Genomic DNA, 14,920 nt, shown 5'->3' with positions numbered 1-14,920 from the left:
ACGGACATAGCGTCGCACCCTGGGGCGACAGCGGATCAGAGTTGCAAATCGGCGGGGCTTGCGATGGACAGGAATCCATCCGCTTCACGTACGCTGTTCGTGGCGAACTGTGTGTTGTAGCGGACGTCGTATTCCTCGGCGTAGCGATAGATGTCGTTCGTATCCAGGCCGAGCGCAGCGCCCAGGACGAGCGCATTGCGCATCGCCACGGGCAATTGGACCGACATCCGCATAGCCCAGACGTCCCCGCGCATGGCGTCGAGCATCAGGTCGTAGAGGGCGCGGGCGGTCGTCACTTGCTCGAACAGTTTGCGGGCGTGTCGTTCGTGAATGTCGAGCAGGCAGGCGCGGGCTTCGTCGATCCGCTCCTGAGGATGGACCAGGTCGGGATCGATTGCCGCCTTTTGTTTCGGCGTCAGCTCCGCATACTTCATCACAAAGAGGTCGTATTGATGGGGCTTGGCGCCTGCATTCAGGAACGATGCCCCTGCCGACCATGAATACCTCGGCTTAAACGCCCGGGAGAGCAGCGTTTCCACTTTCGGAAGCAGGACGCTGAACCCTCCATTTACCGACACCAGTCCGCCGCGGCCGTCAAAGGAGACGCTGAACCGGTCGACGGCCTCGCCGTTCGTTTTCGAAAAAATATTGTCGGTCTTACGGTAGCGGTAGCCCATTGCCTCCATGTCTGGCACCAGGAGATTCAGCAGGCGTTGGGATGGGGATGTCGTGGATTTCAAGAGCTTCTTTCAGGTCATTGGCCGCAATCCTGATCGCAGTCTACGACGCAAGTTGCAATACGGCAAGCAAGCCCTGGCTGGCGCCCTAGGCCTTCACGAACAACTCGTCGAACCCCGTCGCCGGATCGAACTCGCGCCGGAACCGGTGGCGCGGCAGCAGCGCCACCAGCACTTCGGCCGTCGTGCGCACGATGCAGCCCGGGCCCAGATGGCCGCCGAGGACGCGGCCGCCGTCGTCCGCCACGGACACGTGCAGGTGCGGGCCGTCCGGCGACAGCGAGCCGCCCAGCGTGAGGATTTCCAGGTCGCCGCGCAGTTCCGTGAATTCCGGCCGGCCGGCGAAGCGCAGCCGGGCGACGGACAGGCTGCCGACGCCTTGCAGGACGAAAGCGGCTTCCACGTGGTGCTGCGCGACGAGGGCGTCGAGCACGGCGCGCAGGTCTTGGCCGGCGCCGATTCGCAGGGGCAGGGTCTGCATGTTGATGTCCTCCATGATCCCCTTCATTCTACGCCTGACCGCCCATGAGGAATGCAACCGATAGTTTCCATATGGGAATTGTAAATATCGAGATTTGACAGGAATTTACATTGCAAAAAATAAACATAAATTGTATTTTTTGAATATTGATTTTCAGAAAAATATCAGTATGATGGCGGGTTCCCGAAGAGAAGCGCGAAGATAAGCGAAGATTACACAAAGATGTCAACCAAATTCACGATCGCGGCCGTTCTGGCCGTCACAATGTCCGGCTGCGCCGCGTTCGCGCCGGTAACCGACAGTCATTACACGAGCCGCGACGGGAAGCTGGACATCCATGGCGAACTGATCGACAGCTCGGACGTCCGCATCTTCGTCAACGGCGCCAAGGTCATCGACGACCAGATCTCGCTGCTGCACGGCGACGGCAAGTTCGACGGCAGCTACCAGGGCAAGCCGGTCCGCGCCGACTGCGCCACGTCGGCGGGGCGCCAGGCCAACGCCACCCTGTGCACGGTCGCAGTCGACGGCGAGCGGGTCACGCTGCGGCTTTAATGGTTGAAACGGCGGTTCAGCGCGGGGTGGACAGGTTGGACAGCAGTTCGACCAGCTGGTCGATCTCGTAGGGCTTGGCCAGCACCTGCACGCCCGGGATGACGGCGCGCTGGTCGGTGTAGCCGGTGGCGAGCACGACCGGCAAGCCGGGGCGGCGTTCGCGCAGCAGGCCCGCGAGGTCGATGCCGCTCACCTTGCCGGGCATGACGATGTCGGAGAACACGACGTCGGCATCGAGGCCGGCGTCGAGCATGGCGAGCGCCTTGTCGCCGTCCGCGGCCACCATCACGTCGAAACCGCAATCCTCGAGGCCCCGCACGACCGCTTCGCGCACGAGCGGATCGTCCTCGACGAACAGGACGCGCCCGCTGCCGCGGCCCGGCGCCTGGGCGTCGGCGCGCGCCGCCACGGCCGACAGCGGCTGGTGCGAGCGCGGCAGGTAGATATCGATGGTGGTGCCGGCGCCGACGGTGCTCGACAAGGTCAGCCAGCCGCGCGACTGGGTGGCGAAGGCGTACGCCTGGGGCAGTCCGAGGCCGGAGCCCTGGCCCGGCGGTTTCGTCGTGAAGAACGGGTCGAGCGCGCGCGCCTGCACCTCGGGCGGCATGCCCGTGCCGGTGTCGGTCACGCTCACGCGCACATAGTCGCCGCCGGTGCGCTCCACCGTCGGCTCGAGGGTGCAGTTGCGCACCTCGATGGCGAGGCGGCCGCCGTCCGGCATCGCGTCGCGCGCATTGATCGCCAGGTTCAGCAGCGCCAGGTCGAACTGCACGGGGTCGACGGTCACGGGCCACGGGTCGTTCGCGCACTGCACCTCCATGCGCGTGCCCTGGCGCAGCACGCCGCGCAGCAGTTGCACGGAGCCTCGCACGAGTTCGCCCGGGTCGACCGTCAGCAGGCGCGCGTCCTGCACGCGGCCGAACGACCCCAGGCGCGTCGTGAGCGCGGTGGCGCGGCTGACCGTGCGCTTGCACGTGTCGACCAGGCTCAGCACCTTGGGCTGGTTCGCGGTCAGGGAGGCCAGTTGCAGGGCCGTCGTCAGCGTCTGCAGCAGGTTGTTGAATTCGTGCGCGATGCCGCCCGTGAGGCGGCCGAGGGCTTCCAGCTTCTGGCCGCGCACGAGGGCGCTCTGGGCGCGCTCGCTGGCGGCCACGGCTTCGGCTACGCGCCGTTCCAGCTCGGCCTGGGCCGTGAGGATCTGGCGGCTGGCTTCGGCCATGCGCTGCGCCACCGCGTCGATCTCGATGATGCCCTGGGGCTGGTAGTGCACTTCGCGGCCGGCACCGAGGTCTTCGGCGCTGCGGCCGAGGTATTCGATCGGGATGGCGGCCCGGCGTGCGAACCAGCGCGCGGCCACCGACGACAGCACGAGCAGCACGGCCATGATCGTGGCCAGGAACGTCGCCGCATGCAGCGGCACGCGGCGCAGGTCGGCCGTGGGAATGCTGACCAGGACTTTCCATTCCGATGAGGGCACGGTGCTGTAGAACGCCTGCACGGGAATGCCGGCCAGGTTCTTGTTGGAGAACACGCCTTCGCGGTGGGCGGCGAACAGGGACATGGCCATGTTGCTGACGCTGCGTCCGCGGTACTGCTCGACGTCGAGCGAGCGCGCGACGACCTTGCCGTTGCGGTCGAGGATGGTGGCCTGCCACTCGGCGGGGAAGCGCTGTTCGCGCAGCACGTTCTGGAGGATGGCGGCGTTCACGCCCATCGACAGGTAATAGCGGATGGCGCCGTCCACCCGCACCGGCACCTGGATGGCGAAGTCGTGGCGGTGCAGGATGGCCGACACGAACAGGTCGGACACGATCGTGCGGTCGGCGCCGTCGCGTTTCATGAGGCCGTCGATGTTGGACGCGCGCCGGAACGGCAGCGGCGCGCCCAGCGGGGCCCGCGTGTTGATCAGCTGGCGCCCGTCCAGGTCGATCAGGATGATCGCGGTCTCGTCGGTCGGCGCCAGCGACCTGACATGGCGATAAAAGGTGTCGAAGTCGCCCCGGGCCAGCGCGGGCGAATTCGCCAGCGCGTGCAGGATGCCTTCCTTCGTTTCGAGTTCGTTGTCGACCACGAGGGCGAAGGCGCGCACGGCTTCCCTGACGCTCGTTTCCTGGGCGAGCCGCTCTTCCTGATAGACATACCACACGGCCAGCACCGCCGCGACGAAGGCGGGGACCAGGATCACGAGGATCAGGATCAGCAGTCGGGTTCGGATACGCATGGGCCGGAATGGCAGTCGTGACAACGTTGCCTCGAAGCTCAGCATACTACCCGACAATGCCCGGCTTGTCCCGGCCTGCGGATTTAGCGTATGCCCAGGCTGCGCGATGGCTAACTGTGACATGCTGTCGATTCGGATGATACCGCCTTGATTTGCTTCGCATGAATTCCTGACACCCGTTAATGTTGCCCCGATCCTTTGGGCAAGAATAATGTCCTGCTCAACTTGTACGGAGAACGACATGGCTGTAGACGCGTACTTGCTCATTGATGGCATAAAAGGGGAATCGGCTGACTCCAATCATGGCGGCTGGATCGAAATCACCAGCGCATCATTGGGCGTCAAGCAGCCGAGAAGCGCCACGGCATCCACCGCTGGCGGGCATACTGCTGAGAGATGCGAGCACAAGAGCATTGCGCTCGGCAAGCTCGCTGATCTCTCGTCCCCGATCCTGATGCAGACTTGTTCGATGGGCAAGACGATTCCTAAAGTGAAGCTTGAGTTCATGCGTGCGGACAGCGACGGCAAGCCCATCAAGTATTACGAGGTTGAGCTCGACAATGTCATTATCGCAAGCATGGACCAGGTAATGCACGGCGGGACCGGGTTGCTCGATAATTTCACTCTCAAATTCAGTAAGGTTAAATGGAAATACACACAACAGAAGATCAGCGGAGGTGCAGGCGGTAACACGGCTGGCGGCTGGGACTTGAGCACTAACCGAATCGCCTAGCGGAGCCGGGCATGGCGCACCTATCTGAACTTCAACCGCAGGATTCCCGCCACTATTTCATGCTTCCGCAAGCGCCCGAAGACGCGGGCTATTACGTGTATGGGACGCCGGCTGGCGGACAGTTTCAATATGCCCATCCGTCGATGATGACAGTGCTTCTTTGGGTGGAGCGGGAATGGGCGGCTATCGACAGCCGCAAGTTTGGCATTGGTAACATAAGCAAGGCTGGCGGGATCAAAAACGAACATGCTTCACACATGAACGGCCTTCAGGTCGATGTGCGTGCGATTCGAAAAGATGGCCTGCAACTGCCCGTCACTTGGCATGATCACGAATACGACGAAAAAGCGACTGGACGACTTATCGGCGTTTTCTTCTCGCATCCCCTGGTGAAAAAAGTTTTATTCAATGACATCAGGGCAGACCCACGAGTGCATCCGTGGCCCCACCATGACAACCACTTTCATGTGGAGCTTTGATGAAGGAATTGCTACTTCTCGCCTGCGTCTGTGTTCTGTCTGCCGCCTACGCAAGCGACGATGCCACAGGGTGGCATGAGAAATACAAACCTTTGAAGGCCACCTATCTGATCTACTCAGGCGAACCGGATGAGCGATCGGCACCTACCGGGACCGACCGCAAGATTGCAATCATCGTTGAGGGCGATCCCGCAAAAGAGATATTCGATTCGCTCTATCCCGATGCCAAGGGCGTGACCTGTACAACCGAACGGGGAGAACGACTGCGCCGTAAGGGCGATGTATGGTGCTCGTATCGTCCAAGCGACGGCTACAGGTGCTTCATGGGCTTCGATCTTCGAAACGGTCGACCAAATTCCGGCGCAAGCTGTTGACCGCTCGACTTCAATTAACCACGACCGGGGAGCTCAGTCCGGCCAGCGTTCGTTGATCTCGGCAGCCTTGTCGAGGTTGCGGATAAGGATGTCGACATAATACGGATCGAGGTGCTGGCCCGCCACTTCGTGCAGGTAGTCGCGTACCTGGTCGATGGGCCACGCTTTCTTGTACACGCGCTCGTGGGTGAGGGCGTCGAACACGTCGGCCACGGCCACGATGCGGGCGTACGGGTGGATGTCGGCGCCCTTGAGCCCCTGCGGATAGCCGCTGCCGTCCCATTTTTCGTGGTGCTGGTGGGCGATCACGGCGGCCGCCTTCAGGATCGGACGCTGCGAGCCGTCCAGGATCTGCAGGCCGATGGTCGGGTGCTGCTTCATGATGTCCCATTCCTCGGGCGTGAGGCGGCCCGGCTTCAGCAGCACGGCGTCCGGCGTGGCGATCTTGCCCACGTCGTGCATCGGCGCCGCATGCATCAGCACGGCCGTCTCGTCGTCCGGCATGCCGGATTCCAGCGCCAGCAGGTGGCACACCTGGGCCATGCGGCGCACGTGGTTGCCGGCCTCGTTCGAGCGCGATTCGACGACGTCGCCCAGCCGCAGGATCAGTTCGGCCTGGGTGTCGGTGATTTCCTGGTTCAGCAGGATGTTGTCGAAGGCGATGGCGACGCCCGAGCAGAAGACGTCGAGCAATTGCACGTCGATTTCGTCGATCTCTTCCACGCCCTTGAGCACGAGCAGCGACGCCTTGCCGCTGTTGTTCGGGAAATAGCCGACATAGGTATCGCCGTGCAGTTTCGAGATGCGGTTGTGGCGCGCCTCGTCCAGCTGGGCGATCAGTTCCGGGCCGATGTCCTGTTCGCCGACGTCGCCGATGCGCGCCAGCACCTCGTACTGGCTTTCGCCCGCGATGACGCTGGCGCCGGCCACGCGCAGCAGCATGCTCTGCTCCAGGCGCAGCAGGGCGACGACCTGCTGCAGCAGGCCGCTGGCGAAATCCTTCAGGTTGCGCTGCTTGAACAGGTGCGACGACGCCGAAATCACGCGCTCCAGGCCCTCGCGGTAATTCTGCTGGACGCGGCGGGCGTCCTCGACCTTCATGATGTCGCGGTAGGCGCGCAGCGCGGCGAACGTCGTCGTGAACAGCTTGGTGCGGTCGAGCTCGGTCTTTTCCTTGTAGTCGTTGATGTCGTAGTCGACGATCACGCGTTCCTCGGGCGCCTGGCCGGGCTGGCCCGTGCGCAGCACGATGCGGGTGAACTGGTTGTCCAGCTCCTGGCGCATCCAGCGCGCCACTTCCAGGCCGCTGTCCTCGCGCTCCATGACCACGTCGAGGAACACCAGGGCGATATCCTTCTCGCGCGCCAGGATGGCTTTCGCCTCGGCGCCGCTGTACGCGTGCAGGAAGGACAGGCTGCGGCCGTCGAGGCGGAAACGGGACAGCGTGAGCTTGGTGATGTCATGGATGTCCGGTTCGTCGTCGACGAGCAGTACTTTCCAAGGGGCAAGCTTCGGCGCGGCTGAGGACAGGAAGGACATAAGACGATCCAATTTCGTGAACGTGTCAGGTCAAAAGAGCGACGGTATTGCGTTACGGCAGCACCGATCTGAAATGATTGTAGTATGAGCAGTGACCATTAACAACAAGAAATATTAATGACGCGGTGCAATAAGTCACAATGTCGCAACGTGTTGCTTCCCTATCATTTACGCCGCTCATGTGTACAGCTTCTGGCAGCGCTCGCACCAGAAGCTGCGCCGGTTCGTCCGTCCCAGGTGGGCTTTATGAAATGGAATATGGCAGCGGGGGCACATCTTCTTGTTATGCGCCAGCCAATGTTGTTTAAGGGTGAACGCCTTCTTCCATTCGAGGAAGTCGAAGCTGTACTGGCGCGCCTCCTGCACGAGCGCGCGCAGCTTGGCCGGCGGCAGCGCACCCACCGTCGACAGCGGATGCACCCGGATGCGGAACAGCACCTCGTTCTTGATGATGTTGCCGACGCCGGCAAAGATATCCTGGTCGAGCAGGGCGTCGCAGGCGAGCGTCCCGGGCGCCGCTCTGAGCTTCTTGCGCGCCTTGGCCGGGTCCCAGGCATCCGACATGACGTCCGCGGCCCAGTCGTACGACGCGTCGATGTCGCTGTCGATTTCCTTCACGGAGCAGGCATAGAAATTCAGCTCGCCGCCGTCGGCGAAACCGAGCGACAGGCGCGGGGGCTTGTCGCGCCGCTCGTTCACCCGGTACGTGCCGAACAGGAGGAAATGGATGCGCACGACCATCGCCGGCGTCTGGATCAGGAAGTGTTTGCCCCACGTGCGCAGCGCAACGATGGGCTGGCCGACGAGGCGTGCCGTGTCGATGGCCCCGGTATTGCCGTCGGCACGCACGATCTCCTGGCCCACGAACCGGGCCGTCTGCTCTTTCAGGATGACCAGCGACGGGCCTTCCGGCATGATGTGTCCTTGCTGATGTTGAGCCTGTCGGAATTGTGCTGTGCAAGAGCTCGAGGCACCTGTGCGGGGACTAACATTTCGATACAAACTTTGACGATCTTGTAACGGACACCGGGATGGAAACCGGCGTATAAGAATCAGGTATTAACGGTGGCAGCAGTTCGATGACAGAGAAAGAAAGGAAGACATCATGAAAACGTTCATGAAGACGATGGCCCTGGCGGGCCTGCTGGCGCTGGCCGCGGGCAGCGCGTCGGCCGCGGTCAGCGTGACGTGGGTCCACCCCGAGAATTTCCATGATTTGCCGTTCCCGACGTGGGAGCGCAAGGAGATGCTGGACCAGATCGCGGACCACTTCAAGAAGCTGGGCGAGAACCTGCCGCCGGGCCAGGACCTGCGCATCGAGATCACGGATTTCGACCCGGCCGGCCGCCTCATCCCGAGCATCCGTCTGGGCCGCGACCTGCGCGTGCTGAGCGGCCGCGCGGACTGGCCGCGCATGGAGCTGAATTACGCGGTCGAGCAGAACGGCCAGGTGCTCAAGAGCGGCCAGGCGCAGCTGCAGGACATGAATTACCAGCAGACCTACAACCACTACTTCGATTCGGAGCCGCTGCGCTACGAGAAGCAGATGATCGACGACTGGTTCGGCAAGACGATCGCGCCGGTCCGCAAGCGCTGACGTCTATGGTGTCTTGCTGCCCGTCTTGTCCCGCCAGCGGGCACCCGCCTCGCGCACCGTGTAGTCGGCCGGGACGGTGAACAGGGCGGCGGGCGGTTCCTCGCGCCTGATGTTTTCGAGGCGGAACACGGCGTCGCCGCTGCGCGGGTCGCTGTGCTTGGTGTAGACCGTCACCTGCAGGTCGGGCGCCGTCCACGTCTCGTCCGCGACGACGATCGGGTTGCGGTTGCCGATCGCGCCGGCCGGGATCTCGTAGCTGCGCAGCTTGCCCTCGGCCTTGATGCCGCCGAAGTCGCGCGTGCCCAGGTCTTTCGTCACGGCCTTCGACGCCCACTTGAGGTCGTCGAACGCGCTGGCCAGCGGCGCCACCCGCATCTGCATGTCGCGCACCGCCGCGCCGCTTTCCGCGAACGCCCTGGGGACCTGGATGCGGACGTCTTCCTGCGTACGCTGGCGGGCGTCCGGACCGGCGCGCACGACGCGCTTGACGATGACCTCCTGCTGGCCGTCCGGGGTCGTGCTCCGCTCGATCGACGGCAGCGTGCCGTCCTGGCGCATCCGAGCGGCGCGGGCGCGTGCGTCGGCGGCGTTGACGGGATGATGCCGGTCGAGCTTGATGGCGACGCGCTCCCTGGGCTTCAGAACCCAGTTCAGACCGGCGGCCGGATCGTCGATTTTCACTGCCTGCAGCTCGCCCTTGTCGTCGACGATGTCCTGGCGCGTGCGGCCCGCGCTGTCGCGGTAGGCCGCCATCGGGCCGCGGCGGACGTCGATCTGGTTGCCGTCGGGGAGGTTTTGCGAGCGTTCGCGGACGACCTGGGCGCTGTACGGCGCATTCCTGACGGGGCGCATCCAGCCGGTAACGGTGCCGTCGGGCGCGGTGGCGATCGCGTCGGCACGCATGATCGTGGTGCCGTCGCGGCGCACTTCGAGATGCCCTTTGCCTGCCGCACCGGCCGTGTCTTCGGCCAGCACCGGTGCAACGATGCTGGACAGCAGCAGCGCAAGTATCAATTTCTTGGTTGTCATGACATCCTCTTGTCGATCAGGTCATTCGATGGAACTGAGCCGCAGGGCCAGCGGCTGCCCGTCGGCCGCGACCAGCATCTCGGCACGCACCGAATCGCCCGCGTTTTCCGGCGTCAGCGGCACGCCCAGCGCGGCCAGGCTCGCGCGCGGCACGTCGGCGGCGACCATGCGCGGCGCCGGCTCCGCGGCGATGCGCTCGGCCGACTCGAGCGCGATGAACGGGCCGCTGTCGTCGCGCGCGGCGAGCGTGCCGGCCCCGCCGCCATCCGCGTCCGGCGTCCGCAGGGCGAACGCCAGCGCGAGCGCGCCGGCCGCGAGGCCCGCCAGGCCGCCCGCCAGCGTCCAGCGTCGTCCGGGTAGGCCGTGATACCAGCGGCGCCGCGGCGGATGCTGGCGGGCGAAGGCCTGCAGCAATGCCTTTTCGACGCCGCGCGGGGTGTCCAGACATCCGACCTCCGCGCGCAGGGCGTCGAACAGGGGATCGCGGTCCGTCGTTTTTCGGGTGTCCATGGTGGCTCTCCTTTTCATGCCGCGCGGTCGGCCGCGCGCCAGCCGGCCAGGCGCTTGGCCAGCGCGGCCCGCCCGCGCGACAGGCGCGAACGCACGGTGCCGATGTCGACCTGGCACACGTCGGCGATTTCGGCGTACGACAATTCATGCATCTCGTACAGGATGACGGCGTCGCGGTAATGCGGCGCCAGCAGCGCCAGCGCGCGCCGCACTTCCTCGGCGGCCTCGTTGTCCAGCAGGCGTCCCAGCGGGCAGGCCGCGTCGTCCGGCGCTTCGGACCCGGCGTCGCCGTCCTCGTCGTCCGGGCCGGACAGCACCACGTGGCGCTGGTGCGCCGTTTCGTGCTTCAGGATCAGGTTGCGCGCCACGCCGAACAGGAAGTGCTGCAGCTGGCCGCGCAACGGATCGAACCGGAACCGTTCCGTCAACAGACCCATGAACGTTTCCTGAACGACGTCGGCGGCCGTGTCGGACGAGCCGCAGCGCAGCAGCGCGAAGCGGTACAGCGGCCCCTGGTGGCGCCGGTACAGGGCCGCGAAGGCGTCGGCGGCGCCGCCGCGCATGCGGCGCAGCAGGTCGGTGTCGTCGCAGCGGGTCGAGGTCGTGGTCATGGGTCGTTGTGTTTACCCATATTCCGGCGGGAGGCGGGGAAAGTTCCAGGTTTTTGTTTTTATCCGGAAAAAAATACGCGGGCGCTCAGTCCACCCAGTTCACCCGCTCGAACTTGCTGCGGAATTCGTCCGGCATGGCGACGACCTGGCTCGTCTTGTAGTTGAAGAAGACGAAGCCCTGCTTGGCCATCGCGACGAGGGTCTTGTCCTTGGGACGGGTGACGCGGAACGTGATGTCGCCGCCGTACTTGTTGAAGTCCATGACGCCCACTTCGAACAGCAGCTGGTCGCGCGCATGCGCTTCGGCGCGGTACGTCGTCGCGAGGTCGGTGACGATGATGCCCGTGCCGTCGCGTTCCGTCTCGGGGACGCCGAATTCGAACAGGAAGCGTGCCCGCGCCTCGGAGATCATCGAGATCATCGAGTCGTTGCCGAGGTGGTTCGCGGCGTTGATGTCGGTGACGCGCACCGTCAGCAGGGACGTGTAGTAATACTGGTCTTCGGGGAAGGTGAGTGTCAGTCGTGCCATGTCTGCATTCTAGCCCGTACGGGCAGCGTGTCCGGTTGAGGGAATTCGACGGGCGTCAAGGCCGCAGCCGCAACGCCCATGGGTTCAGCGGGTCAAACGATAGATCAGCAATGCCGCGCGCACGGCACCCCGTTCGATCGAACCCACGTCCAGGTCTTCGTTCGGCGAATGGGCGCCGTTGCCGCTCGCACCGAGGCCGTCGAGGCTGTCGACGAGCGGCGCCACGAACTGGACGTCGCCGGCGCCGCGCGCCTCGGCCGGCACGGCGCCGATCGGACCCAGTCCGGCGTCCTGGCTGGCGCGCGAGTACAGGTCCAGCAGTTTCAGGTTGCCCGGTGTGACGGCCATGGGCGGGTAGGAGTCGTGGAACGTGATGGTGGCGCTCGTGCCGGGCAGGTTCTGCGCGACGATCGCCTGCATGCGCGCGTGGGCGCGGTCGCGCTGCGGGTAGTCCAGGTAGCGCAGGTCGCCTTTCACGGTGGCCGTGTTGGCGATCACGTTCGTCTTGCCGAACGCGGTGCCGCGCGAGGCGGCGGCGTCGAACGCGACCTCGGTGCCGCCCAGGATCACGCCCGGGTTGAACGTGAGGCCCGGCTCGATCACCTGCTGGCGGAACGCGTCCAGGATGCGGGCCGTCTCGTACACGGCGCCGTAGCCGTTGGCGCCGAACACGGCCATCGAATGGCCCTGGCGCCCCTTGACGTCCAGCTCCCACGTGGCCGTCGCGCGCCGACCCACGGTGGCGGTGGCCATGCCGTCCTTGTCGATGATGCTGCCCTCGAAGCTGAGCGCGACGTCGCTGCGTCTGGCGAGTTCCGCCATGTCGCCGCGCGAGACGCTTTTCGGATTGCCCGCTTCTTCCTCGTCGCCCGTGAACATGACGGCGATGCGCGCGCCGTCGAGGGCGCCCGCGCGTTGCAGCGCGCGCAGCGCTTCGATGACGATCACGTCGCCGCCCTTCATGTCGGAGACGCCCTGGCCGCGCACCCTGTCGCCGTCGCGTTTCCACATCGGCACGTCGGCGCCCGGCTCGAACACGGTGTCGAGGTGGCCGAGCAGCAGCAGGCGCTTGCCCCGGTTCCCGTCGCGCGTCGCGACGAGGTGGCCGGCGCGGTGCATCCCGGGCGGCAGGTCGATCCAGCGCGTGCTGAAGCCGAGCTCGTCGAACTGCTTGCGGAACAGCTGGCCGACGTCGCGCACGCCGCGCGTATTCATCGTGCCGCTGTTGATGAGGACGCTCTGCCGGAGCAGGTCGAGGGTCTGCGGCGCATGCGCCCTGACCTCGGCGACGATTCTCTGCTCGGTCGGATCGAGCCCGTCGGCATGTGCCGCCTGGACGCACGCCAGCGCCGCCAGCACCGCCCCCGCCATCTTGCGCATCGTGATCTTTCCAAAAAAAATGATGCTCAACTTTACACCGATTCAGCCCGCTTGCGCGTCGAGGCGCTGGTTGCTGACCTGCACCGTCTGCGAGCGGATCAGGCCGTCGACCACTTCGTAGATCGCAACGAGGTCGACCTCGCCCCGGCCTTCGGGAAAGTTGCGGGTGACCGTCTCGTGGTCGATGACGATGTTGCCCATCACGACACGCTGCAGCAGGCGCGCGTGCAGGTCCGGCTCCTGGAAGCGCGCCGCGAAGCGGGGGCGCATTGCCGCATGGCCCGTGGCCAGCAATGTCGCCGGCAATTCGTACTGGCGCGCGTCGGGCGCATAGGTCGCGAGCAGGGCGTCGAGGTCGCGGGCGTTGTAGGCGTCGAGCTGGCGCTGGACGACGGCGTCGGGGGAGGTCGGGGCGGACATGGTGCGTGGCAAGTCGAAAATTCGATTCTGCCATGGAACGGCAGTCCGGGTGGCGAGGCGGCCGGAACGACCGCCTACAGGCTGCGCAGGATGAACCCGCAACCGGCCACCATGCACAGTCCGCCAACGAGGCGCTTGACCAGGGTGCCGTCGAGGCGGTGGATGACGATGGCGCCCGCCAGCACGCCCACGATTTCAAAGGCGACGACGAAGGCGGCAAGCCGATAATCGATGCCGGCGTAATGCAGGTTGGCGAGCGAGCCGGACAACGCGCCGACCGTTTGCAGCACCTGTCCGACGCCGATCGCGGTCAGCACGGAATAGCCGCACAGGACCATCAGCGGCACGGACAGCACCGGGCCGCCGATGCCGGTGAGGCCGGAAAAGAATCCCGTGACGGCGCCGATCGCCGCCAGGATCAGCCGGCGCCGGCGCGCGCTGCGCGGCACGGCGAGCACCGCCCGGTCACCGCCGGCTAGCGACGTGTACGTGCCGACGACGAGGATCACCGCGGCCAGCACCGTCGACAGCGACGCGGTGTCGAGACGATGGCCGAGCCATGCGCCGGCATAGCCCGTCGCCGCCGCGCCGAGGCACACCGGCCGTACCAGCGTCCAGTCCAGGCTGCCTTTTCTGTGGAAATAAAGCGCACCCGCGATGCCGGTGAAGATGAAGGTGAACAGCGACAGCGCCATGCTCCGGTGGATGTCCATGTCCGTCAGCAGTGTCAAGGCTGGCGGCATGAAAAAGCCGCCGACGCCGGCCGCACCGACCAGGACGCCGATGGCAATGGAGATCAGTGCAAGTCCGGTATGCATCGGCAGGGCGCCCCATCAGGTCGGTCAGGAAAAACTCATTATAACTGGTTATGATGAGTTTCGCGAAAAAAATAACTAGGCAGCCAGCCGTTTCTGTTGTTCCTCCCGCAATGCCGTCAGCAGCGCGGGCACGACGTCGAACAGGTCGCCGACGATGCCGTAATCCGCCACGCCGAAGATCGGCGCTTCCGGATCCTTGTTGATGGCGACGATGATCTTTGCGTCGCCGATGCCGGCCAGGTGCTGGATGGCGCCGGAAATGCCGATCGCGATGTACAGCGCGGGCGCGACGATCTTGCCGGTCTGGCCGATCTGCAGGTCGTTGGCTGCAAAGCCGGCGTCGACGGCCGCGCGCGAGGCGCCGATGGCGGCGCCCAGTGCGTCGGCCAGCGGTTCCAGCAGCTTGAAGCTGGCGCCGGAACCGAGGCCGCGTCCGCCCGCCACGACGACGCGCGCCGAGCCCAGTTCCGCCCGGCCGGACGACGTGCGTTCGAGCGAGACGAAGCGCGACGTGCCGGCATCTTCCACCGCCGCCACGGCCTGCACGACCGCCGCGGCGTCACCGGGCGGCGCCGCGGCGAAGCTGGTGGCGCGCACGGTGAGCACCTTGACGGCGTCCAGCGCCTGCACGGTCGCGATCGCGTTGCCGGCGTAGATCGGACGCTCGAACACGTCGGGCGCGACCACCCGCGTGACTTCCGAGATCTGTCCCGCATCCAGGGCGGCCGCGATGCGCGGCATGACGCTTTTGCCGAAGGTGCTGGCCGCCGCCAGCACGTGGGTGTACGCCTCCTGCGCCAACAATTGCAGCGCCTGGGCGGCGACGTTTTCCGCGAGCCCGTGCGCCAGGTGCGGCGCGGAGGCGACCCACACCTTCGCCACGCCGGCGGCGCGGCCGGCGTCGTGC

At 65.4% G+C, this 14,920-nt stretch carries 18 protein-coding genes; 5 read left to right on the top strand and 13 right to left on the bottom strand.

Annotated features, from left to right (window positions below; all coding sequences use genetic code 11):
- Positions 1-35 precede the first annotated feature (35 nt).
- Both ASC93_RS24000 and ASC93_RS23995 read right to left on the bottom strand, forming a co-directional pair.
- Positions 36-677, bottom strand: coding sequence for a hypothetical protein (locus ASC93_RS24000; protein ID WP_056448571.1), 642 nt, complete (start codon positions 675-677; stop codon positions 36-38).
- A 148-nt stretch (positions 678-825) separates the two neighbouring features.
- Positions 826-1,218 carry a PPC domain-containing DNA-binding protein gene (locus ASC93_RS23995; RefSeq protein ID WP_056449203.1) on the bottom strand — a complete coding sequence of 131 codons (393 nt, stop codon included), beginning with the start codon at positions 1,216-1,218 and terminating at the stop codon, positions 826-828.
- 222 nt (positions 1,219-1,440) lie between these two features.
- On the opposite strand from ASC93_RS23995, the gene ASC93_RS23990 reads away from it, so the two are divergent.
- Positions 1,441-1,773, top strand: coding sequence for a hypothetical protein (locus ASC93_RS23990; protein ID WP_056448568.1), 333 nt, complete (start codon positions 1,441-1,443; stop codon positions 1,771-1,773).
- Positions 1,774-1,789: 16 nt separating this feature from the next.
- Here the strand turns inward: ASC93_RS23990 and ASC93_RS23985 are convergent, their stop codons facing one another.
- Positions 1,790-3,994, bottom strand: coding sequence for an ATP-binding protein (locus ASC93_RS23985; RefSeq protein WP_056448565.1), 2,205 nt, complete (start codon positions 3,992-3,994; stop codon positions 1,790-1,792).
- A 241-nt stretch (positions 3,995-4,235) separates the two neighbouring features.
- Between ASC93_RS23985 and ASC93_RS23980 the strand changes: the two genes are divergently transcribed.
- Genes ASC93_RS23980 through ASC93_RS31135 form a run of 3 tightly spaced genes read left to right on the top strand, consistent with a single transcriptional unit; the run spans position 4,236 to position 5,580 of the window.
- Positions 4,236-4,727 (top strand): type VI secretion system tube protein Hcp, encoded by a 492-nt coding sequence (locus ASC93_RS23980; protein ID WP_056448562.1) that lies wholly within the window; start codon positions 4,236-4,238, stop codon positions 4,725-4,727.
- A gap of 11 nt (positions 4,728-4,738) precedes the next feature.
- Positions 4,739-5,206 (top strand): penicillin-insensitive murein endopeptidase, encoded by a 468-nt coding sequence (locus tag ASC93_RS31140; protein ID WP_157202101.1) that lies wholly within the window; start codon positions 4,739-4,741, stop codon positions 5,204-5,206.
- Complete coding sequence (locus ASC93_RS31135; RefSeq protein WP_157202100.1) at positions 5,206-5,580, top strand: hypothetical protein; 375 nt, start codon at positions 5,206-5,208, stop codon at positions 5,578-5,580. Before ASC93_RS31140 ends, ASC93_RS31135 begins: the two co-directional genes overlap by 1 nt.
- A 33-nt stretch (positions 5,581-5,613) precedes the next feature.
- On the opposite strand, the gene ASC93_RS23975 is transcribed toward ASC93_RS31135, so the two are convergent.
- Positions 5,614-7,119 carry an HD domain-containing phosphohydrolase gene (locus ASC93_RS23975; protein ID WP_056448557.1) on the bottom strand — a complete coding sequence of 502 codons (1,506 nt, stop codon included), beginning with the start codon at positions 7,117-7,119 and terminating at the stop codon, positions 5,614-5,616.
- Between the two features lie 177 nt (positions 7,120-7,296).
- Positions 7,297-8,034 carry a DNA-formamidopyrimidine glycosylase family protein gene (locus ASC93_RS23970; RefSeq protein ID WP_056448555.1) on the bottom strand — a complete coding sequence of 246 codons (738 nt, stop codon included), beginning with the start codon at positions 8,032-8,034 and terminating at the stop codon, positions 7,297-7,299.
- A 190-nt stretch (positions 8,035-8,224) separates the two neighbouring features.
- Between ASC93_RS23970 and ASC93_RS23965 the strand changes: the two genes are divergently transcribed.
- Complete coding sequence (locus tag ASC93_RS23965) at positions 8,225-8,716, top strand: DUF3016 domain-containing protein (protein ID WP_056448552.1); 492 nt, start codon at positions 8,225-8,227, stop codon at positions 8,714-8,716.
- Positions 8,717-8,719: 3 nt separating this feature from the next.
- Here the strand turns inward: ASC93_RS23965 and ASC93_RS23960 are convergent, their stop codons facing one another.
- The 8 genes from ASC93_RS23960 to ASC93_RS23925 all read right to left on the bottom strand — a co-directional run.
- Positions 8,720-9,745 carry a hypothetical protein gene (locus ASC93_RS23960; RefSeq protein ID WP_056448546.1) on the bottom strand — a complete coding sequence of 342 codons (1,026 nt, stop codon included), beginning with the start codon at positions 9,743-9,745 and terminating at the stop codon, positions 8,720-8,722.
- A gap of 21 nt (positions 9,746-9,766) precedes the next feature.
- Positions 9,767-10,255, bottom strand: coding sequence for a hypothetical protein (locus ASC93_RS23955; protein ID WP_082548305.1), 489 nt, complete (start codon positions 10,253-10,255; stop codon positions 9,767-9,769).
- 14 nt (positions 10,256-10,269) lie between these two features.
- On the bottom strand, positions 10,270-10,866 hold the full coding sequence (locus ASC93_RS23950) for an RNA polymerase sigma factor (RefSeq protein WP_056448540.1): 597 nt from the start codon (positions 10,864-10,866) through the stop codon (positions 10,270-10,272).
- A gap of 85 nt (positions 10,867-10,951) precedes the next feature.
- Positions 10,952-11,395: a thioesterase family protein gene (locus ASC93_RS23945; protein WP_056448537.1), complete on the bottom strand. Its 444-nt coding sequence runs from the start codon at positions 11,393-11,395 to the stop codon at positions 10,952-10,954.
- A gap of 84 nt (positions 11,396-11,479) precedes the next feature.
- On the bottom strand, positions 11,480-12,805 hold the full coding sequence (locus tag ASC93_RS23940; protein WP_229412861.1) for a M20/M25/M40 family metallo-hydrolase: 1,326 nt from the start codon (positions 12,803-12,805) through the stop codon (positions 11,480-11,482).
- 12 nt (positions 12,806-12,817) lie between these two features.
- Complete coding sequence (locus tag ASC93_RS23935; RefSeq protein ID WP_056448532.1) at positions 12,818-13,195, bottom strand: nuclear transport factor 2 family protein; 378 nt, start codon at positions 13,193-13,195, stop codon at positions 12,818-12,820.
- 74 nt (positions 13,196-13,269) lie between these two features.
- Positions 13,270-14,013, bottom strand: a complete 744-nt coding sequence (locus tag ASC93_RS23930) for a sulfite exporter TauE/SafE family protein (protein ID WP_056448529.1) — start codon at positions 14,011-14,013, stop codon at positions 13,270-13,272.
- Positions 14,014-14,088: 75 nt separating this feature from the next.
- Positions 14,089-14,920: electron transfer flavoprotein subunit alpha/FixB family protein (locus ASC93_RS23925; RefSeq protein WP_229412860.1), on the bottom strand; the 832-nt coding region annotated here is incomplete at its 5' end.

It is taken from the genome of Massilia sp. Root335 (assembly GCF_001425685.1).
GTDB classification, from domain to species: Bacteria; Pseudomonadota; Gammaproteobacteria; order Burkholderiales; family Burkholderiaceae_D; genus Telluria; species Telluria luteola.
The sequence above is the reverse complement of the archived record's forward strand: the minus strand, read 5'-3'. Positions and strand labels throughout refer to the sequence as shown.